A 21,297-nucleotide genomic window follows, 5' to 3' on the forward strand; every position below is an offset into this window, starting at 1 on the left:
GTTTTTATTAATGAGTGGAAAATGGTATTTTCGCCCACTAAATTAACGGGTCTTATCCCTTGGTTTAACTTAAAGTAAATGAGGAAAAAAGCGTTGCAAGACGGAATATTTCAAAAATAATAAAGAAAATAAATACAGAATATAGATGGCTATACTAAGCAAAATTAGACAGAAGACGGTTTTTTTAATTGTGATTATTGCAATGGCACTCTTTGCCTTTGTACTAGCGGATGTACTTAAAGGCGGAGGGGGAAGCTCAAACAAAGCACAATCTCGTGTCGCTACAGTGAACGATACAGAGCTTTCGCAAACAGAATTTATGGCGCAAGTAGAAACGGTGCAACGCCAGATGGGACCTACTGCAACTACGGCATCTGCTGTAAATGTAGTTTGGGATCAAGAAGTGAAGAGAGTATTACTAGAAGAAGAATTTGCAAAACTTGGAATCCGTATTGAAAAAGACCAGCTTGATGCTGCATTAGCAGATGGACTTGCGGGTAACGAGATGTTCAAAAATGATATTGGACAGTTTGACCGTACTCGTATGAATGAGTATATAGCGGATGTAAAAGCTAATAATGCCGTTGGGTACCAACAATGGGTTACGTATGAAAAAGGTATTATCCAAGGTGTCTTACAACGTAACTACATGAATATGATCAAGGGTGGTTTAAAAAGCACACTTTCAGAAGGAGAACAACAGTATCGTTACGAGAATGATAAAATTAACTTCCAGTATGTTCAAGTGCCTTATACATCTATCAACGATGTAGATGTAACTGTTTCTGAAGATGAAATTAAAAAATATATAAATGAGCACACCGCAGATTTTGATGTTGATGCACAAACAGATATCGAGTATGTTACTTTTGATGAGAAAGCATCTGATGCAGACATCACAGCTGCTGAAGATGGTATGAGAGCATATTTAACTGCAGGGATAGACAACAATGGAGGAGCAAGAGTGGCTTTTAAAGATGCTGAGAATGCTGAGGTTTATGTTAATGACAACTCAGACGTTACGTACCAAGACAGGTGGTATTTTGTAAAAGATATTCCTGCGCCATTAGCAGCAGCAGATAGCGATTTACAAGTAGGTGCCGTTGTTGGACCTTACAAGAATGGAGCTACGTATAATGTAACGAGAGTAACAGAAAAAAGACAATTAGCAGATTCTATAAACACGAGTCATATCCTAGTAAGATGGGCAGGGACATTGAGAGCTTCTAGTGATATCACTAGAACTAAAGAAGAAGCTAAAACGATTGCAGATAGTATTTTAAGTGTTGTAAAACGTACACCTTCTAAATTTGCAGCAGTTGCAGCGGCAAAATCAGACGATGCAAGTAATAAAGATAAAGGTGGTGAGCTAGGATACTTAAATCCTAATACAGGACTAGCGCCTAACTACAAGTCTTTTATGTTAGATAACAAAAAAGGAACAATCGGTCTTGTAGAGACGGATTTTGGATACCATATCATTAATGTAACAGATGTTAAGAATGCGCAAGCAGCCTACAAGCTAGCTACCATCACTAAACAAGTAGAAGCTTCCGATGAAACTATCAACGAAGTATTCTCAATCTCATCAAAATTTGAAGATGCTGCTAGAAAAGGAGACTTTACTGCCGTGGCTAAAGAAGAAAACTTGCAGGTACGTCCAGTAAATAAAATAGGAAATCTGGATGCTAACATCCCAGGACTAACTAATTCTAGACAAGTGATCAAGTGGTCTTTTAGCGAAGAGACTGAAGTAGGTGATGTAAAGCGTTTTAATACGCCTAATGGTTATGTGGTTGCACGTTTAACACGTAAGAGTGCTAATGGTGTTATGACTGTGGCAGATGCGTCTGCGCAGGTTACACCTATCTTGCGTAACGAGAAAAAAGCGGCAATGATTATGGACAAGATGAGCGGTGATGATCTTCAGGCAATTGCAACAGCAAACAGTGTGACGGTACAGACTGCGACGGCAGTATCAATGGCAATCCCTACCATCCCAGGCGCAGGTGCTGAGCCTAAAGTTGTTGGAGCGGCTTTTGGTACAGAGGCAATGGCATCTACGGGACTAGTAGCAGGTAAATCTGGTGTATTTAAGGTAAAGGTGCTTGCAAAAGTTCCTGCGCCAACACTAGAAAACTATGCTTCTTTTGCAAACCAATTGGATTTGCAAAACACAGGTGTTGAAGCTAAAGTAATAGATGCCCTTAAGAAGAAAGCGGTAATTGAAGACAATAGAGCTAGTTTCTATTAATCAATACAGCGTATATTTATTGAAAGCCTCTTCCATTTGGGAGAGGTTTTTTTATAGGCACATTTCAGAAAAAGGAATAACAGTCTCGTATCCTTTCTCTTTAAAATAGCGCATCTCGACTGCGGTTCCAGTGGCCAAAACAAAATCTCCACCCCAAGCACCAAGACTTTTAATAGCACCGCTATATTCTGAGAAGAGCAGTTCTTTGACGGTAGGCATTTCAATGATTTCCGAAATAGCTCGTTCGTGATTTTCTACTAGAGTTTTAAAACCATCTAGTGTTGTTACGGCAATAATAGCTTCGGAAATAGCTGAGAAATATTTAAAGTCAATTTGTTGGGAGCCGCGTTTCGTCTTATAATGTGAAATCCCTTCTTTACTATCTTGTTTCTTGTTTAAATAAATAAAAAACAATTGATCTGTGAATGTCCAAGCTAAAGGAGATGGGCTGAAACTAGGAGTTTCATGCGCCACTTGATACAAAAATGCCGTGTGCATCTGGGCCGCAGCAATATCATAACCACTCCCTTTAAAAGAGTTAAAGAGCAAAGAGAAGGCGTCTACCGCTGCCCATTGCGCAATGTTATTTATTAAGGTAGAAGAAGAACCCAGGCCCCATGACTTCGGAAATTCTAGTTGTGTCACTACCGTTCTTTCTATCACCTGGTTTAAAAACAAAGGATTAAGTCGTTGTGCCGCCAAAAGAATCTCGCAAAGCGTTTTTGAAATTTCAGTATTTTTTAGAGAAACAATACCGTGTTGACTTATGCTCAGCGTGTCTTCAAACCAGCAGTCACCTTCCACAGTAAAACTGCGCCAGTGAATGCAATTATTTTTTGAACCAGTGTGAGTAATTTTTAAGGTCTGTCCTTTTTTTGTAGGAATGGCAAGTGCCATTGCACCATCGAGAACGACATATTCGCTAGTGAGTAAGAGTTTACCGTGACTGTAAAAGGTGCGTTCCACGGTTTAGTTTCTTAATAGGTTAACAAAAGTGACAACGGCACTATGAGTAACTGCCTGATTCGTAAAATGGGAAATAGTTTTTTCTTTTTCCTCAGAGCTTGCTGCAAGTTGGTTTAGAATATTCATCAAGTGCATTTTCATATGTCCTTTCTGTATCCCAGTTGTGGTTAATGATCTGACTGCTGCAAAGTTTTGAGCAAGACCAGAAACAGCGATGATTTTCATTAATTCTTGCGCGTCTGGCTGTTGTAAAACTTTAAAAGCCACTTTTGCCATAGGGTGTAAACGGGTAAGCCCACCCACGGTACCCACGGCTAATGGGATTTCAATCCAGAAGTGAAACGTGTCTCCTTCTACGCAGGCGTCTGTTAGACTGGTGTATTTGCCATCTCGCGCTGCATAAGAATGAACCCCAGCTTCGACAGCTCTAAAATCATTGCCTGTAGCAATAACTATAGCATCAATGCCATTCATAGCGCCTTTGTTATGGGTCACTGCTCTTCTAGGTTCTGTTTTTGCAATCTGGATTGCTCGTACAAATTTTGTAGCGAACTCTTCGCCGCTTATGTTTTTTTGCGCCAACTCAGACACCTTACAAGTCACTGAAGCTTTTACTGTGCAATCTGGAACATAGTTAGAAAGAATGCTCATAACGACTTCGGGAAACTTATTTGCTGCTTCAAAGGCATTATATGTAGTAGCTTCTTTTTCGAGCGTGTTTGCAAACGACTCTAAGCAGGTGTTAATGAAATTTGCACCCATCGCATCACCCGTTTCAAAAGTGCAGTGCAGTTGATAATAACCCTCTAAATCTTTAGTGCTATCTACAAGAATCATATCAATAAGACCGCCACCGCGTTTTTGCATATTTCGTTGCGTGTCTGCGATACTCTCGATTAATATAGGTTTAATTTGATTGAAAAAAGCTGTGAGCTCCGCAGTTTTTCCAAAGTAATTGATGTGCACCTGTCCGTTTTTTACAGTAGAAATAACTTGTGCTTGAAAGCCGCCCCTGTCTAACCAAAATTTCGCCGCATTACTCGCCGCAGCTACTACAGAGCTTTCTTCTGTGACCATAGGGAGGGCATAGAGTTTGTTGTTTATTAAAAAATTAGGTGCAATACCAAGTGGTAAATAAAAATTAGTGAGTGTGTTTTCTATAAAGTCGTCGTGCAGCTGTTGCAGTTTAGGATCTTGATTCCAGTAGCTTTTTAAAATTTCAATAGCGTGTAGATCTTGCTCTAAATATTGGGAGGCAAGCCAGGCTATTTTTTCGGCTTTAGTTTTTTTAGAAAATCCAGAAACGGGACTTGGCATAACTATTTTTGGTTTGATTAGGCAAATATAGTTAAAGTAAGTGGCGAATTTTATGCGAAGTTGCGAACAAACACGAGGGAATTAACAGAAAAACGGACGATTTTTTAGGATTTTTTAGTAAACTTGCTCTAACAAAATTTTAACAGATTGAAATACTTCCTCAGCATTCCACTTTTCTTGTTGTTTATCGCAACTTCTTTTACTGCAACCGCACAACAAAAAGAGATCACTCTAGAAGATATCTGGAGTGGAAAATATAGAACACAAGGCCTTGATGCATTGCACTCTTTAAACAACGGTAAAGAATATGCAGTGTTAAATCAACATCGAAATACAAATAGCGCCACGGTGGATGTCTACGATTACAAAAACGGTAAAAAGGTACGCACCTTAGTGGATACTAAAGATGTGGCTGGCTTAGATCGCATCTTATCCTATGAGCTAAGTGCAGATGAAAGTAAAATGCTTATCGCAACAGATTCAAAACAAATCTATCGTCGTTCTTCATTAGGTGACTATGTGCTTTATGACTTAACGAGTAAGCAACTCACTAAAATTTCCGAAGATAAAATACAGGAACCACACTTAACTAAGGACGGTAGCAAGGTGGCCTACGGGAAAGATAATAACCTGTTTACTAAAGACCTTGCCACTGGAGCCGTAAAACAAATTACGAGCGACGGACAGAAAAACAGCATTATTAACGGAATTACTGACTGGGTTTATGAAGAAGAATTTGCTTTTGTACGTGCTTTTGACTGGAATAGTGATGGGAGTAAATTAGCTTTTATTCGTTTTGACGAAACAGAGGTGCCTCGTTTTTCTATGGATGTGTATGGCGAAGCTTTATATCCTGACCAGCAAGTTTTTAAATACCCTAAGGCGGGAGATCCTAATGCTAAGGTGAGCTTGCATATGTATGATGTAGCTTCTGGAAAGACAGAGATGGTAGATTTACGAGCTTTTGATAGTTACTATATTCCGAGAATTAAGTGGACAAGCAATAAAAATATCTTGAGTGTGCAATTGACAGGAAGAAAGCAAAATGCTCTAGACTTAGTATTTGTAGACGCAGAGGATATTAAGGCAATTTTGATCCTAAAAGACACGGACGACGCGTATGTAGATGTGACAGATAACTTGACATTTCTTGATGACAATAGCTTTATCTGGACTAGCGAGAAGGATGGGTGGAACCAAATATACCATTATGATAAAAAAGGGGAGCTCATCAACCAGATCACAAAAGGTGAATGGGAAGTGACAAGTTACTACGGTTTTGACGAAGGGTCAAGTCGTATATTTTACCAAAGCACAGAGAATGGAAGCATCAACAGAGATGTATATTCTATCAAAACAGATGGAACTGGAAAACAGCGTCTAACCGCAGGAACTGGAACGAATAGCGCTTCTTTTAGTGCAGACTTTACCTACTTCATCAACACCTTTCATAATACAGATACGCCTTATGGGTATACTCTAAATGACGCTAAGCGTGGGGAAGTGGTGAGAGATATTAAAGATAATAGTGGATTGATGGACGCTTTAAAAGGTTATACTATTTCGGATAAAGAATTCTCTACGATCAATGTGAATGGGGAGGATTTGAATATGTATATGATCAAACCTAAAGATTTTGATCCTACTAAGGAGTACCCATTATTTATGTATCAATATTCTGGTCCAGGTTCTCAGCAAGTAGCAAACAAATGGAATGGCAGTAATGATTACTGGCATCAAATGCTAGCGCAAGAAGGATTTATTATCGCTTGTGTAGATGGACGTGGAACGGGATTTAAAGGGCGTGATTTTAAAAAAATGACGCAAAACGAGTTGGGTAAATATGAAGTAGAAGATCAAATCTCTGCGGCAAAAAAACTAGGAGCTATGTCTTTTATTGATGAAGATAGAATAGGAATTTGGGGATGGAGTTATGGTGGTTTTATGTCGAGTAACTGTTTGTTTCAAGGAGCAGATACTTTTACTATGGCGATTGCAGTTGCACCGGTAACAAGCTGGCGCTTTTATGATACTATTTATACGGAGCGTTATATGAGCACTCCACAATTAAATGCAAGTGGGTACGATACTAACTCGCCTTCTTCTCATGTAGATAAATTAAAAGGCGACTATTTATTAGTACACGGTAGCGCAGATGATAATGTGCACGTACAGAATACGATGCGACTCGTAGAAGCATTGGTGCAAGCAGATAAACAATTTGACTGGGCAATTTACCCTGATAAAAATCACGGTATTTACGGCGGAAATACACGGCTGCATTTATACAAGAAAATGACGAACTTCATTAAAGAATCTTTGGGAACACCGAAGGTGAAAATGGGGACGAAGTAAGATCACAATTAATAATTAATAAATAAATTATTCAATGGAATTTAAATTTGGAGGTTCAGAAACAAACCAAAAAACGGTGTTAGGTCACCCATCTGGTTTATTTGTATTGTTTTTCACAGAGATGTGGGAACGTTTTTCATACTACGGTATGCGAGCACTATTGGTGCTGTTTTTAGTTTCATCAATGTTAGATGAAGGCTGGGGATGGGATCGATCTGAAGCTTTAGTATTATATGGTTGGTATACAGGTCTTGTTTATATCACTCCAATTTTTGGAGGTTTAATTGCTGATAAACTTACAGGATATCGCAAGGCGATTATACTAGGTGCATTGTTGATGACCTTAGGTCATGCTTCCATGGCGCTAGAAGTATTTGCAGATCCGTTCTTTTACATTGGATTAGGTCTTTTAATTATTGGGAACGGTTTATTTAAGCCGAATATTTCTTCAATGGTAGGTCAATTATATAAAAATCAAGGGAAAGAAAAGGATGCAGGATATACCATATTCTATATGGGTATCAACGCAGGTGCTTTCTTAGGTATTTTATTATGTGGTTATATAGGAGAGTCTATAGGATGGCATTATGGATTTGGACTGGCAGGAATTTTTATGTTCTTCGGAATGTTACAGTTCCATTTCGCTCAAGAGATCTTTGGACGTATTGGTCTTTCGCCAAAGAACACGCAAGATTTTGATGACGCTTTAGAGGATAGTTTAGAAAATGCTAAAGATGCAATAGAAGATACTGTTGAAGACGCACAGACTTCTAAAGTTACTAAGGATCGCCTTATTGTAATTGGTGTTCTTGCATTCTTTACGATCTTTTTCTGGTGGGCCTTTGAGCAGGCTGGTGGTTCGATGACTATTTTTGCTGCGGATTACACAGACAGGGTATTGGTAGGTGATGGAGCGCTTACCTTCAAAATATTTAATACGATACTTACAATAGTCCCAATGGTTATTATCACTTGGGTTCTCGGAATGTTGTTTAGACAAACCTATTCTAAATACTCATTATCTAACCTATTGCTAGGTACTAGTTTTGTTATTATTTGGGGTATTGTAATCTGGATGTTAGTAAGAGAATTTAATGCAGAAGTTGCTGAGGTTAAAGCATCTTGGTTTGGTATTCTTAACTCATTCTTTATTATTGCTTTTGCACCATTATTTTCAAAATTATGGCAGAGTAAATACAATCCATCAGGACCAGTAAAATTTGCAATTGGTCTTATCTTATTGGGTCTTGGTTTTGGAATTTTGGCATATGGTTCAATGACTATACCATTAGGAGCAAAAACAGCTGGAGTAAGTATGATGTTCTTAGTATTTGCTTATTTATTACATACCTTAGGAGAACTTTGTGTATCACCAGTAGGACTTTCTTATGTAAGTAAGTTAGCCCCGGTTAAACTGGTAGGTTTAATGTTTGGAGTATGGTTTGTAGCAAACTTTATTGCAAATACAGCCGCAGGTATTACGGGTAGTTATATGGATCCTATTCTTGAAGAAAAAGGACTGTCTTACTTCTTTATGATATTTACTTTAATTCCTATTGGAGCTGGGATTATCATGTTGCTTTTAAACAAAATGCTTATAAAGAAGATGCACGGCATCCGTTAATTGTACAATTATTTTAAATAAAAAACGTTCCCTTTTGTGGAACGTTTTTTGCTTTAACACACTGAACTCGTTTAAATAGGTTCATTAAAACTATTTAATGTTACAACGTATAGTATTGATTGCCTTAGTTTTGGTAACAGGTGTAATGTCTGCCCAGAAGATAAATTGGATGTCTATGAATGACGCTTTAGCGGCACAAGAGAAGGAGCCACGACTTATCTTTGTAGATATGTATACTAAATGGTGCGGCCCATGTAAAATGATGGATCGTGATACTTTTAGTAATGCAGATGTAGCAGATTATATTAATGAGCACTATTACGCAGTAAAGTTTAATGCAGAAGGCGATGAGCCAGTAAGATTTAATAATAAGGACTTCTTAAACCCCAATTACGACCCTGTAAAGGCTAGTCGACGTAATAGTGTGCACCAGTTTACGCGCCACGTTGGTGTAAGAGCATACCCAACGGTTGTTTTTATCAATAAAGAAAGCGAAGTGCTTACTACAGTAAAAAGTTATAGAAATCCACAGCAGTTAGAATTGTACTTAAAGCTTTTTGCTGAAGGTGATTACAAAGCGGTAAAAACGCAAGAAGACTTTAATAAGTACACACTAAGCTTTAAACCAACGTTTAAAGTAAAGTAAGGAGTAGCAATGAAATCAATTATGATGAAACAGATTCTTATAGTATTTGCCGTATTTTCTGCTGCAACGGTATCAGCGCAAAAAATAAATTGGGTGACAATGGACGAAGCACTTGCGGCTCAAACTGAAACACCAAAAAAGATAATGATGGATGTCTACACCGTCTGGTGTGGTCCTTGTAAATTGTTAGACAAAAACACGTTTAGTAATCCAGATGTGATAGATTACATCAACAAAAATTATTATGCTGTTAAGTTTAACGCGGAAGGAACGGAGTCTATTACCCACGATGGTTTTACGTATACAAACCCCAATTATCAAGAAGGAAGAAGAGGAAGAAATGCAACACATTTTTTTGCCGATGCATTAAAATTGCAAGGATATCCAAGCATTGTTTTCTTTGAAGATAATGGGACATTAATCCAAGCCGTACCGGGATATAAAACACCGAAACAACTGGAAGTATATCTAAAGATGATTGCAACAGATGAATATCTAGAAGTAACCACAGCGCAAAAATGGCAGGACTACCAGAAAGAATTTAAGCACAAGTTTAAAGAATGAAAGAGCAGTAAATAGCGCGTATTACTCCAGTATAAAAGCTCCCTTTTTGCCCGTATGGTGAAAAGGGATTTTTCGTTTTAAGCACGTGGCCCGCCATCTATTCACATAAGAAGTATAATTACTGCCGTCAGCAATTACCTGGCGTGGTTGCAAACTGTCAAGCGCGCGTTCCAGATGTATTTTAGGACTTTCTGTGAGCACTAAATAGTCAATGCGACGCAGTTTAGGATACACACTCATGCTATCAATAATTACAATACTTTGCCCATTAAATAAAAAATAATCAGGCACTCCTTCTTGCCTAAATGTCCCAACTTCCACCCTCGTCTTATATGACTTCAATGGATAAGAACTAAAAATCGATTGCGCGGTGTCTGAGCTAAAGACAAACAATTCTTGGTTCTGCTTTGCGGCAATCAAAGTTTTTCTACTCTTCTGAAATATGACCAATTCACTATCTGTACTTTTCCATCGATCATAACTAAATATCGAAATCAATATCGCAATGCTCCCTAAAGCAATCACAATTCTTTTGAAATTTAATTTCTTCCAAAGTAACACCACAGAGATAATTACGAAATAGGTCCCAAATACCTTAAAGATAGAAAAAGGTATATCCTGAAACAGAAAATCTTCTTGGGCGGCAATCCAGGCAATGAAATCATTTAAAGCCTTAATGATAGCACTAAATATTTCTGCCAACCAATCTGGCAACATATTGATAAGTGCTAAAATAATAATGACAATACCCGCGCCAAGTAGCAACCCAAGAAATGGAAGAATGACCACATTGGTGATAATAAATAGGCCTGGGAATTGATGAAAATAGTAAAGACTCAAGGGCAGTAATCCTAACTGAGCCGTGATAGTCACGGTGCTGATTTCCCATATTTTTCTACTTAGATAGTTGGGGGTAGAGATAAGGTCTCTGAGTAAGGGCTGCATCCATACAATGAAGAATACGGCGAGGTAGCTCAGCTGAAAACCTACATGAAAAATCCACAATGGGTTACATAGTAGCAGTGCCAAATAAGAAAGTGCAAGTGTATTTATGGTTCCAGTCTGTCTGTTAAGTAATCCTGCAAATGCCAAAAAACTAAACATCGTCACTGCCCTCGTCACAGAAGGTGATAAACCAGTGATAATGGCAAAAATAATAAGGCAAATCACGATGAATATACTTTGTATTTGACGTCCATGTGTAAAACGACGAAGTGGCGAAAACACGGCTAATAGTATAAAATAGATAATACCTACGTGCAGACCAGATACTGCAAGAATATGAATCGCTCCTGCGGCAGCGTAGTCGTTAAAAGTTTCTTTACTTATTTCGTTTTTTTGGCCTAATAATAAAGCTTGAACAATGGCGCGTTCTTCATCACCAATGGGGGATTGTTTCAGCTTGGCTATTATGTGACTTCGTATTCCTTCTGCATATCCTGTAATAGTTGTTGTGCCTTTTTTACACATTATAATTTCCGAAGGCAGAATTCTTATTTGACCATAAATACCCAAGGTTCGCATATAAGCAGCATAATCAAACTGATGTGGGTTTTGTGGCGCACGAATAGATTTGATTTCTTTATTGATGAGTACTAAGTCGTCTAATTGAAGAGCTTGAACGACCGCGTCTTTTTTAATAATAAGCAACAAGTCTCCTTTTACTGATTTGCCGTCTAAGCGCTGCAGCGTAGCTATATACTTGTGATTATAGATGTCGGGCTTGAGTTCTTTAGTTATTTTAAGTTCGAGAAAATGGGGACTGTCTATGGCAGTCACGTGAAGATAATGACTGGTCGTGTTTTCTGGTAACCGGTTTTGATAGTTGATGTACCCAATGCTGATAAAAGTAAGATAAGTTGCAATTCCGAAAACTGCATTTTGAAATAGTTTTTTACGTGCAATTAGCCAGAGAATAGCAATGTTGGCAAGCAAAATAAGGAGTACGTAAAGAGGTGCTTTAAAGTAGTCACCAAAATAATGCGCAAATAAAATACCAAGCGTCAAGCAAAATGAAAACTTGATAATGGGATAGTTGATAAATTTCATAGATACCAAAGACGTTCTAAATGAACGATTTAGCACAATGTAGACAATTAAATGATACGTCTCACTGCTACAAAGGCACCTTTCCAATAATTTTCATCCATCGTAGAAATAATGACGCCCCGGGAAGTAGAGCTGTGTATAAAAGTTACAATTTCTCCTTTTACAGAGATAACCAGCCCCACATGATTAATCACATTTCTATTTTTGTTAGTCTGGAAGAACAAAAGGTCTCCTTCTTTTGCTTTTTTGAGTACTATTTTAGTGCCTCTCTTTGCTATATCACGTGAAACTCGTGGCAAAGGGATATTGTTTTCTTTGAATACGACGTACACTAATCCAGAGCAATCCATCCCGCTTTTTGTGGTGCCTCCATATTTATAGCGGGTTCCTTCGTATCGCATGGCATCATCAATGATGTTGTCTATTTGTTTATAGGAAGAAGATTTTGTTATTTCAGAAGAGGTAATGACTCCGTTTTTAAGAGGCACTGACTTTTTAGAGCCACAAGAACTAATGAATAGTAGGAGTAGCAGCAGGGAAACAATGTTTTTCATAGATGCAATTTTGTAGCGTCTGGGGACTTTACTGCAATTTAAGTTATTTCTTACTAATCAACTCAGCAGTTTTCCTGCTCGCTCCTTTACCACCGAGTTTTTTCTCCAAGTCATAATACTCTAAAAACAAGCTAGCTCGTTGATGCTTATCTAAGATTTTAATGAGTTCTTCTTTGAGACGCTTCGCATTAAATTCTGTTTGGATCAACTCTGTCACCACTTCCTTATCGAGAATAAGGTTTACTAATGAGATGTATTTTAATTTAATCACACGCTTTGCAATCTCATAAGAAACCCTGCTACCTTTGTAGCAGACTACTTGCGGAATCTTGAATAAAGCAGTTTCTAATGTTGCCGTTCCAGAAGTCACTAAAGCAGCATGGCTCACCGAAAGTAAATCGTAGGTTTTGTTAGCAACAAAACGTACGTTGTTTTGTTTGATAAAGATTTTGTAATATACCTTAGTTTGGCTAGGTGCTCCTGCAATGACAAATTGATATTCAGGAAAATCTTTAGTCACTGCCAACATTACAGACAGCATTTTTCCTATCTCTTGCTTTCTACTTCCCGGTAATAAAGCAATAATAGGTTTATCATCCAAGCCGTGTTCCTTTTTAAACACCTTCGGATTAATAGGGTCTCTATCGGCAATGGCATCAATAAGTGGGTGTCCCACAAAGTGTACTGGAAAATTATGTTTTTTTTCGTAAAAGTCTTTTTCAAAAGGGAGAATTACATACATCTCGTCCACCGCTTGTTTAATGCCTTTAATGCGACCTTCTTTCCACGCCCAGATTTGAGGCGAAATATAATAATGAGTATTAATACTATGTAGTTTTGCCCATTTTGCAATCCTAAGATTAAAGCCAGGGTAGTCAATAAAGATAATTCGGTCTGGTTTAAATCCAGCAATGTCTTTTTTACAAAGGGCAATATTTTTTAGAATTGTCCCTAGATTTAACACCACTTCTGCAAAACCCATAAAGGCGAGTTCGCGATAATGTATAACCATCGTACCGCCTTGTGCTTGCATTAAGTCACCGCCCCAAAACCTAAATTCTGCTTCAGGATCTTGCACCTTGAGTGCCTTCATAAGGTTTGCCCCGTGTAGGTCTCCAGAAGCTTCGCCAGCTATGAGATAATATTTCATCTATAAAAATTTTGAAATCAAAACTAAAATCGCTGCGCCTAGGGTGGCAATTAAAACACCTCTAGCTCGGGTTACTTGATTTTTTTTCAGTAATAAGAAAAAGGCGATCAAATTTAAAATGGCTCCAAGTGCAATGATACTGCCTAAGAGGTCTTCTTTGATGATTAAATCCCAGGTACTGTCTACGCTGTATTTTGAGAAAAAATAAATGTACAGATAACTTCCTATCAGGTTTGCGACAATACCGATTCCTATTCCAATAAATATTTCTTTATGACTTTTTTGCATTACATATCCCAGGTGTTAATTGTTTGTATTGCGTGATGTGCGGTGAGGTCGTACTGCACGGGTACCACAGAAATATAACCGTGTTCCAGCGCCCACTCGTCTGTGTCTTCGCCTTTATCTTTATTTATAAATTCTCCAGTAAGCCAGTAATAATCACGACCAAGTGGGTTTGTTCGTTTGTCAAATTTCTCTTCCCAGTGTGCATTTGCCTGTCTACAAACCTTGATACCTTTTATCTTGCTAGCAGATAACTTTGGAAAGTTTACATTTAGGACTACTCCTTCTGGTAAGCCGTTTTCTAGGCATTGTCGCACCATTAATTCAATATATTTTTTTGCTGGTTCAAAATCAGCTTCTAGAGAATAATCCAATAATGAAAATCCAATGGCAGGAATTCCAATCGTTCCCGCTTCTACGGCTGCGCTCATTGTTCCACTATAAATCACATTAATAGAGCTATTGCTTCCGTGATTTACACCGCTTACACAAAGATCAGGTTTACGGTCTAATAACTCGTTTACAGCCAGTTTTACGCAGTCTACAGGTGTTCCACTGCAACTATATTCTGTTTGTGGTTGGCCTTCGGCCACTTTAACTTTATTGCAATATAAAATATCGTTAATTGTAATGGCATGACCCATGGCGCTTTGTGGCGCATCTGGGGCCACAACGACAACGTCTCCTATAGTATTCATAACTTCTATAAGTGTGCGAATTCCTGGAGCTGTAATACCATCGTCGTTAGTTACTAAGATAAGGGGTTTCTTTTTTGACATTAAAAATGATAATTTAATCACAAAAATACAATTATTACAGGCAATTCTGAAATGCTATCCCCTTTCACTTCGTCATCATTAACGAAGACCTTGAATAGGGTTTAAAATTTCGGATTAACAAAACTTTAAACCCTAATCTTCCTGATGGCACGGTTTTTATGCATAATTTAGTCCATACTAAAATGAAGAGACTTATGCGTATTGTGAAAAAGAATTTTAAAGTATTATTTTTAGCTGTTTTTGTGGCAGCAGCATCTTGCAGTTTTACCACAAAGGAGTTTCAAGATCCAGATAAAGATAAGTTATTATTAGACCTTATTTCATATGTATTAGAGAAGGGACACTATAGTCCAGCGCAAATGGATGACGCCTTTTCAGAATCCATATTCAATAACTTCATTGATGGACTAGACCCAATTAAAAGATATTTTTTAGCCAGCGATATTGCGGAGTTTGAAGAATACAAATTTGATGTTGATGATCAATTGCTTGCAAAAGATTTGACATTCTTTAATGAAGTCTACTCACGTTTTGTAGAACGCCAGAATGAAGCAAGAAAAATGTATGCAGCGGTGTTAAAAAAACCATTCGACTACAACGAGAAAGAGGTGATCAATGTAGATTATGACAATACGAAGTATGTGACAGATAAAAGGCAATTAAAGGAGCGATGGAGGATGCAGTTGAAATTTTCAACGATATCAGGTTACTACGATTTATATGAGGAAGACCAAGAAAAAATAAAGACGGACGAAAGTTTTACGGCTCGTGCTGAAAAAGAAATAGAAAAAAAATCACGAAAGTCTACCTTGACATCACTTGATGAATATTTTGAATTTACGGACGACTTAGAACGTAAAGATTATTTTGCCATTTTCTTAAATACTATTGTGGAGCAGTTTGATCCGCACACAAACTATTTTGCACCACCAGACAGAGATCGTTTTGATTTAAGAATGAGTGGAAAACTAGAAGGAATAGGGGCGAGGCTGCAAAAGAAAAATGATTACATAACGATTACAGAGGTAATTAGTGGTGGTCCAGTGTGGCGCGGTGAGCATATGGATGTAGGAGATGCGATTGTTAAAGTGCGTCAAGATGATGAAGAAGAAGCCGTGAGTATAGTGGGGATGCGCATAGACGATGCCATTAAGCTAATAAAAGGGCCTAAAGGAACTAAGGTAATCTTAACGATTAAGCGTGTAGATGGGACTATAGATGAAGAGATTATCACCCGTGACGTGGTAGAGCTAGAAGAAACCTACGCAAAATCTACTGTCATAGAAAAAGAGGATAAGACCTTTGGTTTGGTAAATCTCCCTCAGTTCTATTTTGATATGGAAGATTATGACAAACGTAATGCAGCAAGTGATGTTAAAAAAGAAATAGAACGCCTTAAGGAAGAAGGAATAGAAGGCCTTGTTTTAGACCTTCGTGATAATGGCGGTGGATCATTAAGAACCGCGGTTGAGATTTCTGGTTTGTTTATTAAGGATGGACCTGTTGTGCAAGTAGCGTCAAGCGGTAAAAATAAGGAAGTACTTGAGGATACAGATGAGAGCATTACTTGGGACGGTCCTTTAGTGATTTTAGTAAATGAGCTTTCTGCATCTGCATCAGAGATTTTAGCTGCTGCGATGCAAGATTATAAAAGAGCAATTATCTTGGGTAGTAAACAAAGTTATGGTAAAGGTACGGTACAAAATGTAGTAGATCTTAATCAATGGTTACGCAACAGCGACGTTGGCGACATAGGTGCATTAAAAATAACCACCCAAAAATTTTACAGAGTAAACGGTGGTTCTACGCAACTAGAAGGAGTGAAGAGTGATGTTGTGATGCCAGATCGTTACAGTTATATAGATATAGGAGAACGTGATTATGACAACCCTTTGCCGTATGATAAAATAGAACCTGCAAACTATGATGTTTTTGATGGGTACATAGATTTTGACGCTGCCATTGCAAAAAGCAAGGCGCGTATGGTCTTGAGTGAGCAACTTGCCCTCATTGATGAAAACGCACACTGGATTCAGAAACGTAGAGACGAGATGGAGGTAACACTTAATTTTACGGAATACAAAAGTGAAATCGATGCTCGTATTAAGGAAGGAGAGAAATTTGAAGCCATCAATAAGTATGACAATAAAATGAGTTACCGTTCCTTACCTTTTGAAATGGAACTAATGAAACAAGACACCACTTTGAGAGAAAAGCGCAAGCGTTGGCATAAGAGTCTTGCAAAAGATATTTATGTAGAAGAAGCCGTAAACGTGCTACAAGATTTAAAGTTGAATAACATTAGAAAGAACAAGGTTACCGAAATAAAAAATTAAGTAGCTTTGTGAGGTGAAAAACGCAACCTCATTAACTTCATTAGCGCTCCAGAAATTCAAGAAGAATTTCTGGGGCGTTTTTAGTTTTTGGTTTTTAGTCTTGTGTTTTTTTGTTGCGGTGTTTGCATACGCCCTGGCACCAGACGATTCTAAGAACGCAAATCAAATGCATCTTTCTATCAGCAGCAGGTCGCCAGGTTTTGAGGTGCAGATGCTCACCATTCCTTCAGAGACACAAAAAGAGAACACCTTAGCCTCTTTTTTCGTCGGAAAAGATAACACAGATACAGAGCTGCCTATTTCTTCCTATCGCGTCACAGAATCTGGAGTGAGTATCACACCCTACTCAGAAGGAAATCTTGAAGGAATAGAAGCAGCTTACAAATTCAGCTCATTTCCAAAGGCATCCTCTGGAGATCAAATAATGTCAAAATATATCAAGCAACAAAAGTTCTACTTGGGGACAGATAAATATGGCCGCGATTTATTGAGTAGGATGTTAGTAGGGATTCGTATTTCTTTAGCTATTGGTTTTGTTGCCGTGTTTATCTCTTTAATTATAGGGGTTACCTTGGGAGCAATTGCGGGCTATTATGGCGGTAAGATTGATGCCGCTATTATGTGGGTCATCAATGTGACTTGGTCTATCCCGACCTTATTATTGGTGATTGCAATTACACTAGCATTGGGCAAAGGATTCTGGCAAGTGTTTGTCGCCGTGGGCCTCACCATGTGGGTAGAAGTGGCAAGAGTGGTGCGCGGGCAGGTACTGAGTGTTAAAGAACAGCAGTATGTGACTGCAGCTCGAGCTTTGGGTTTTAAAGATTTTAGAATAATAACAAAACATATTTTGCCTAATTGCTTAGCGCCGGTAATCATTATAAGCGCAGCGAACTTCGCAGGAGCTATCCTCATAGAAAGCGGTCTTAGTTTTCTAGGGATAGGCGCGCAGCCACCAATGCCTAGTTGGGGTGGTATCATTAAAGACCATTACAGTTATATTATTCTAGGAAAGCCTTTTCTTGCTCTGATACCTGGAGTGGCTATTATGAGTTTAGTCACTGCCTTTATGATGATTGGTAATGGGCTGCGGGATGCGCTCGATGTTAAGGGGTAGTTTTAAGTATTTCCTATACTGAAACCTAGCCTTCGTAATATTCTTCCATATTAGCTGCGCTAGGCGCCAATCAGTTAATCTATTCTACAAAGTTATCCCAATGGTATTTTAATGTTTTATGGTAGGAATACTATTTGTTTATGTTTTGAAATATATATCCGGCGTTTCCTTCAGTGCTTGATAGGCGCTAGCCTCATATAGAATATGAGACAGGAAATAAAGCCGTTGAACGTTGATTTATTACTATTAAAATACAATGTTCATGATGTAGCTAAATTAATATAACTGCTAATTAATTGTTAATTAGATATTAATAGTAGTAGTTTTAGCGAAATAATTTATTCAAAACGTTAAAGTTTTGAAATTATCTAATATTAATTTTAAACAAACCTTATGCAAAAAATTACTTTATTATTACTAGGTACTCTTTTCAGTATCAGCTCAATCGCTCAAACTACCGTTAAGGGTACTGTCAGTGATAAGAATAATTCCCCTATTTCTGGAGCAAATATTGTTGAAGATGGAACATCAAACGGCTCTTTGACCGATTTTGATGGAAACTACACGATTACAGTGCAGGACAATGCTACGCTTGTGATTAGCCTTTTAGGTTATGAGACAAAGAGTGTGAAGGTAAATGGCCAAACGACATTAAACATTACGCTTGCAGAAGGACTTAGTCTAGATGAGGTTGTAGTTGTTGGTTCAAGAACGGCACCTAGAAGTCAAACTGACACTGCTTTACCGGTAGATGTTTTAACTTCTGAAGATATCCAAAATACAGGTCAGGTAACCTTTGATAAGGCCTTGCAGTATAAGATACCTTCATTTAATACAGTGCAAACGCCTGTGAATGACGCGACGTCGCTTCTAGACCCTTATGAAATAAGAAACATGGGGCCAAGTAGAACATTAATATTAATTAATGGTAAGAGAAAAAACTTAAGTGCCTTATTATACACACAAACGTCACCAGGACGTGGTGAAACGGGTGCAGATATTTCTGCAATACCTACAGACGCAATTAAGCGTGTTGAAATCCTAAGGGATGGAGCATCTGCACAATATGGTTCTGATGCGATTGCTGGGGTAATGAATATTATTCTTAAGGATGATGTAAATAAAGGCTCTGCTACATTAAGAACAGGAATTACTTCTGAAGGTGATGGTGAAATGGTAGGAATCTCAGTGAATAATGGATCTGAAATTGGAGACGACAAAGGATTTGTTAACTATACAATAGATCTTTCTAAAGTAAACTTAGCGAACAGACCTGGTACAGTGGATGCTGCCGGTGAAGCAGCAGATTTTGGTGCAGATCTTGCAGACGTACAAGAATTTTTATCTCGTAACCCTGATGCAAATAACATCAATGGTTCTCCAGAAACTGCTTCTTCAAAATTCTTAATAAATGGTGGACTTGATTTAAGTGACGATACTGAGTTATATTTTAATACAGCATATGTGTATAAGAAAGTAAACAGTTTTGCAAACTATAGAACTCCATATTGGAGAACTGCAGATGATTTTCCATATTTAGCAGATTTTTTCCCAGGAGACAATCCTACTAATGCAGGTGGATACGACGGATACGTGCCTACATTTGAAGGGCTACTTAACGACTACAACGGAACTGTAGGAGTAAGAACAAAAATAAACGAATGGAATGTTGACCTAAGTTATACTACAGGTGGAAACACACAAACGTATAAAGTAAATCAATCTCATAACAGAAACGAAGTGTTTTCTCCATCAACGTGGGTTGATAGCAACAGTAATGGAGTTATTGATGATGGTGAAGTTTCTGAGGGGGCACCTTTATACCAATCAAATAGCCAGCAATCATTTGATCCAGGTGGAACTAAGTTTACTCATAATGTAGGGAACATTGATATGAATAGAATTTTATCTGATAAAGTAAGTATTGGTGTAGGAGCTGAGTTTAGAAATGAAACTTTTGAAGTAATTGAAGGTGAATTAGCATCTTATGATGGTGGTGGAGCAGATTCTTTTGCAGGAAATGCACCTCAAAATTCAGGTAAATTTAATCGTTATAACTTCGGTGGATATTTATCTTTAGATTATGATGTTAGTGAAGCGTTTTTATTGAGTGGTACTGTTAGAACTGAGAATTATTCAGATTTTGGAAACACATTTGTTTATAAATTTAGTTCTCGTTATAAAATTACCGACAAAATCTCTGCAAGAGCTTCGGTATCTTCTGGATTTAGAGCGCCTACGTTACACCAGATATATACTCAAAAAGCACAATACAGCTTTGTTCCTGGACAAGGGATTCAAGTGGGTGGTTTAATTAACAATGTCTCTACACAGGCAAAATTATTGGGAATACCAGAATTAGATGCTGAAACGTCTAAGAACTTCACAATAGGATTTGGTGGAAAACTTGCCAATAACCTAAGCTTTACTGTAGATTACTATAACATTTCTGTTGAAGATAGAATTGTATTGGGTACAGAAATTGGTGCAACGGGAGATGCAGCAAATCCATTAGATATTCTTTTATCTGAGAATAACTTGAGTGATGTAAGTTTCTTTTCTAACGCGATAGATACAAGAACATCTGGTATTGATGTAGTCTTAAGTAAAAGAAACATCGAATTAGGGGAAGGTAGATTAAATCTTAATTTATCAGGTAACTATACTATTCAAAACGAAAGAGATGGCGATGTAAAGGATATTCCTTTAGTAGCTAATTCTGGTCAATCTGTTGTAAATGAAACGCAAGAAGCTTTATTTTTTACTTCTAGACCAGAGACTAAGTGGATCTTAGGTGCTGATTATGAATTAGGTAAATTCGGTTTTAACTTGAATAATACTTATTTTGGGAAAACCAAGTTTGCCCAACAAGGTTTACAAAATCTTGAAGGTCTTTTTATTGATAGTAATGATATACCTGCTGATGCAGTTCAAGATGGCGGTTCAGATTTAAGAACTGAATTTCTAGCTAAAATTGTTACGGATTTAGGAATCACTTATAGTGCGACTGATAAAATAACACTGGCATTAAACGTTAATAACCTATTAAATGTATTACCAGAATGGGAATTTACGGACGCAACTTCTACAGGTCAGGCGATACTTGATGGCGCAGCCGTTGTTAACTCACCTTCTAACTTGATTACTTTTAATCAACGTTATTCTCAAATGACGTATGATGGGTATCACTTTAGTCAATTAGGAACTATGATTAACTTTTCAATGAACTATAGATTCTAAAAGAGTATATTTTTTTATAAAGCCTCTTCATGTTAAAATGGAGAGGTTTTTTTTGTTTTTA

15 protein-coding genes are annotated in these 21,297 nt (G+C 37.7%); 8 read left to right on the forward strand and 7 right to left on the reverse strand.

Features of this window, described 5'->3' with window-relative positions; all coding sequences use genetic code 11:
• Positions 1-145: 145 nt before the first annotated feature.
• Positions 146-2,254, forward strand: coding sequence for a peptidylprolyl isomerase (locus ABXT71_RS06030; protein ID WP_415372941.1), 2,109 nt, complete (start codon positions 146-148; stop codon positions 2,252-2,254).
• A gap of 51 nt (positions 2,255-2,305) precedes the next feature.
• Here the strand turns inward: ABXT71_RS06030 and ABXT71_RS06035 are convergent, their stop codons facing one another.
• Positions 2,306-3,220: a GYDIA family GHMP kinase gene (locus ABXT71_RS06035; protein ID WP_415372942.1), complete on the reverse strand. Its 915-nt coding sequence runs from the start codon at positions 3,218-3,220 to the stop codon at positions 2,306-2,308.
• 3 nt (positions 3,221-3,223) lie between these two features.
• A complete protein-coding gene (locus ABXT71_RS06040; RefSeq protein WP_415372943.1) occupies positions 3,224-4,537 on the reverse strand; it encodes a hydroxymethylglutaryl-CoA reductase, degradative in 1,314 nt (437 codons plus the stop codon).
• Between the two features lie 147 nt (positions 4,538-4,684).
• Between ABXT71_RS06040 and ABXT71_RS06045 the strand changes: the two genes are divergently transcribed.
• The 4 genes from ABXT71_RS06045 (at position 4,685) to ABXT71_RS06060 (ending at position 9,726) form a co-directional block, all read left to right on the forward strand.
• Complete coding sequence (locus tag ABXT71_RS06045) at positions 4,685-6,892, forward strand: S9 family peptidase (protein WP_415372944.1); 2,208 nt, start codon at positions 4,685-4,687, stop codon at positions 6,890-6,892.
• Positions 6,893-6,926: 34 nt separating this feature from the next.
• A complete protein-coding gene (locus ABXT71_RS06050; protein WP_415372945.1) occupies positions 6,927-8,516 on the forward strand; it encodes a peptide MFS transporter in 1,590 nt (529 codons plus the stop codon).
• A gap of 97 nt (positions 8,517-8,613) precedes the next feature.
• Positions 8,614-9,162, forward strand: a complete 549-nt coding sequence (locus tag ABXT71_RS06055) for a thioredoxin family protein (RefSeq protein ID WP_415372946.1) — start codon at positions 8,614-8,616, stop codon at positions 9,160-9,162.
• Between the two features lie 21 nt (positions 9,163-9,183).
• Positions 9,184-9,726: a thioredoxin family protein gene (locus ABXT71_RS06060; RefSeq protein ID WP_415372947.1), complete on the forward strand. Its 543-nt coding sequence runs from the start codon at positions 9,184-9,186 to the stop codon at positions 9,724-9,726.
• Between the two features lie 21 nt (positions 9,727-9,747).
• On the opposite strand, the gene ABXT71_RS06065 is transcribed toward ABXT71_RS06060, so the two are convergent.
• The 5 genes from ABXT71_RS06065 to surE are packed head-to-tail and all read right to left on the reverse strand — an operon-like array spanning position 9,748 to position 14,543.
• Positions 9,748-11,775 (reverse strand): ComEC/Rec2 family competence protein, encoded by a 2,028-nt coding sequence (locus ABXT71_RS06065; protein ID WP_415372948.1) that lies wholly within the window; start codon positions 11,773-11,775, stop codon positions 9,748-9,750.
• A 47-nt stretch (positions 11,776-11,822) separates the two neighbouring features.
• Positions 11,823-12,329 carry a C40 family peptidase gene (locus ABXT71_RS06070; protein ID WP_415372949.1) on the reverse strand — a complete coding sequence of 169 codons (507 nt, stop codon included), beginning with the start codon at positions 12,327-12,329 and terminating at the stop codon, positions 11,823-11,825.
• Between the two features lie 43 nt (positions 12,330-12,372).
• Positions 12,373-13,479: a lipid-A-disaccharide synthase gene (lpxB, locus tag ABXT71_RS06075; RefSeq protein WP_415372950.1), complete on the reverse strand. Its 1,107-nt coding sequence runs from the start codon at positions 13,477-13,479 to the stop codon at positions 12,373-12,375.
• Positions 13,480-13,767 carry a hypothetical protein gene (locus tag ABXT71_RS06080; RefSeq protein WP_415372951.1) on the reverse strand — a complete coding sequence of 96 codons (288 nt, stop codon included), beginning with the start codon at positions 13,765-13,767 and terminating at the stop codon, positions 13,480-13,482. It abuts the gene before it with no gap.
• Positions 13,767-14,543: a 5'/3'-nucleotidase SurE gene (gene surE, locus ABXT71_RS06085; RefSeq protein ID WP_415372952.1), complete on the reverse strand. Its 777-nt coding sequence runs from the start codon at positions 14,541-14,543 to the stop codon at positions 13,767-13,769. The genes ABXT71_RS06080 and surE overlap by 1 nt, the downstream gene beginning before the upstream one ends.
• A 194-nt stretch (positions 14,544-14,737) precedes the next feature.
• Here surE and ABXT71_RS06090 point away from each other — a divergent pair, with 194 nt between their 5' ends.
• The 3 genes from ABXT71_RS06090 to ABXT71_RS06100 all read left to right on the forward strand — a co-directional run bounded on the left by ABXT71_RS06090 (position 14,738) and on the right by ABXT71_RS06100 (position 21,236).
• Positions 14,738-16,879: a carboxy terminal-processing peptidase gene (locus tag ABXT71_RS06090; RefSeq protein ID WP_415372953.1), complete on the forward strand. Its 2,142-nt coding sequence runs from the start codon at positions 14,738-14,740 to the stop codon at positions 16,877-16,879.
• Positions 16,880-16,892: 13 nt separating this feature from the next.
• Positions 16,893-17,996: an ABC transporter permease gene (locus ABXT71_RS06095; protein WP_415372954.1), complete on the forward strand. Its 1,104-nt coding sequence runs from the start codon at positions 16,893-16,895 to the stop codon at positions 17,994-17,996.
• Between the two features lie 393 nt (positions 17,997-18,389).
• A complete protein-coding gene (locus ABXT71_RS06100) occupies positions 18,390-21,236 on the forward strand; it encodes a TonB-dependent receptor (protein WP_415372955.1) in 2,847 nt (948 codons plus the stop codon).
• Positions 21,237-21,297: the final 61 nt, after the last annotated feature.

This window comes from Patiriisocius sp. Uisw_047 (genome assembly GCF_047730165.1).
GTDB lineage: Bacteria > Bacteroidota > Bacteroidia > Flavobacteriales > Flavobacteriaceae > Patiriisocius.

What these genes read in the sequence shown, in the direction of transcription:
- ABXT71_RS06030 (WP_415372941.1), top strand. Translation starts at nt 146, where the DNA reads ATGGCTATACTAAGCAAAATTAGACAGAAGACGGTTTTTTTAATTGTG.
- ABXT71_RS06040 (WP_415372943.1), bottom strand. Translation starts at nt 4,537, where the DNA reads ATGCCAAGTCCCGTTTCTGGATTTTCTAAAAAAACTAAAGCCGAAAAA.
- ABXT71_RS06050 (WP_415372945.1), top strand. Translation starts at nt 6,927, where the DNA reads ATGGAATTTAAATTTGGAGGTTCAGAAACAAACCAAAAAACGGTGTTA.
- ABXT71_RS06055 (WP_415372946.1), top strand. Translation starts at nt 8,614, where the DNA reads ATGTTACAACGTATAGTATTGATTGCCTTAGTTTTGGTAACAGGTGTA.
- ABXT71_RS06060 (WP_415372947.1), top strand. Translation starts at nt 9,184, where the DNA reads ATGATGAAACAGATTCTTATAGTATTTGCCGTATTTTCTGCTGCAACG.
- ABXT71_RS06065 (WP_415372948.1), bottom strand. Translation starts at nt 11,775, where the DNA reads ATGAAATTTATCAACTATCCCATTATCAAGTTTTCATTTTGCTTGACG.
- ABXT71_RS06070 (WP_415372949.1), bottom strand. Translation starts at nt 12,329, where the DNA reads ATGAAAAACATTGTTTCCCTGCTGCTACTCCTACTATTCATTAGTTCT.
- lpxB (WP_415372950.1), bottom strand. Translation starts at nt 13,479, where the DNA reads ATGAAATATTATCTCATAGCTGGCGAAGCTTCTGGAGACCTACACGGG.
- ABXT71_RS06080 (WP_415372951.1), bottom strand. Translation starts at nt 13,767, where the DNA reads ATGCAAAAAAGTCATAAAGAAATATTTATTGGAATAGGAATCGGTATT.
- surE (WP_415372952.1), bottom strand. Translation starts at nt 14,543, where the DNA reads ATGTCAAAAAAGAAACCCCTTATCTTAGTAACTAACGACGATGGTATT.
- ABXT71_RS06090 (WP_415372953.1), top strand. Translation starts at nt 14,738, where the DNA reads ATGCGTATTGTGAAAAAGAATTTTAAAGTATTATTTTTAGCTGTTTTT.
- ABXT71_RS06100 (WP_415372955.1), top strand. Translation starts at nt 18,390, where the DNA reads ATGCAAAAAATTACTTTATTATTACTAGGTACTCTTTTCAGTATCAGC.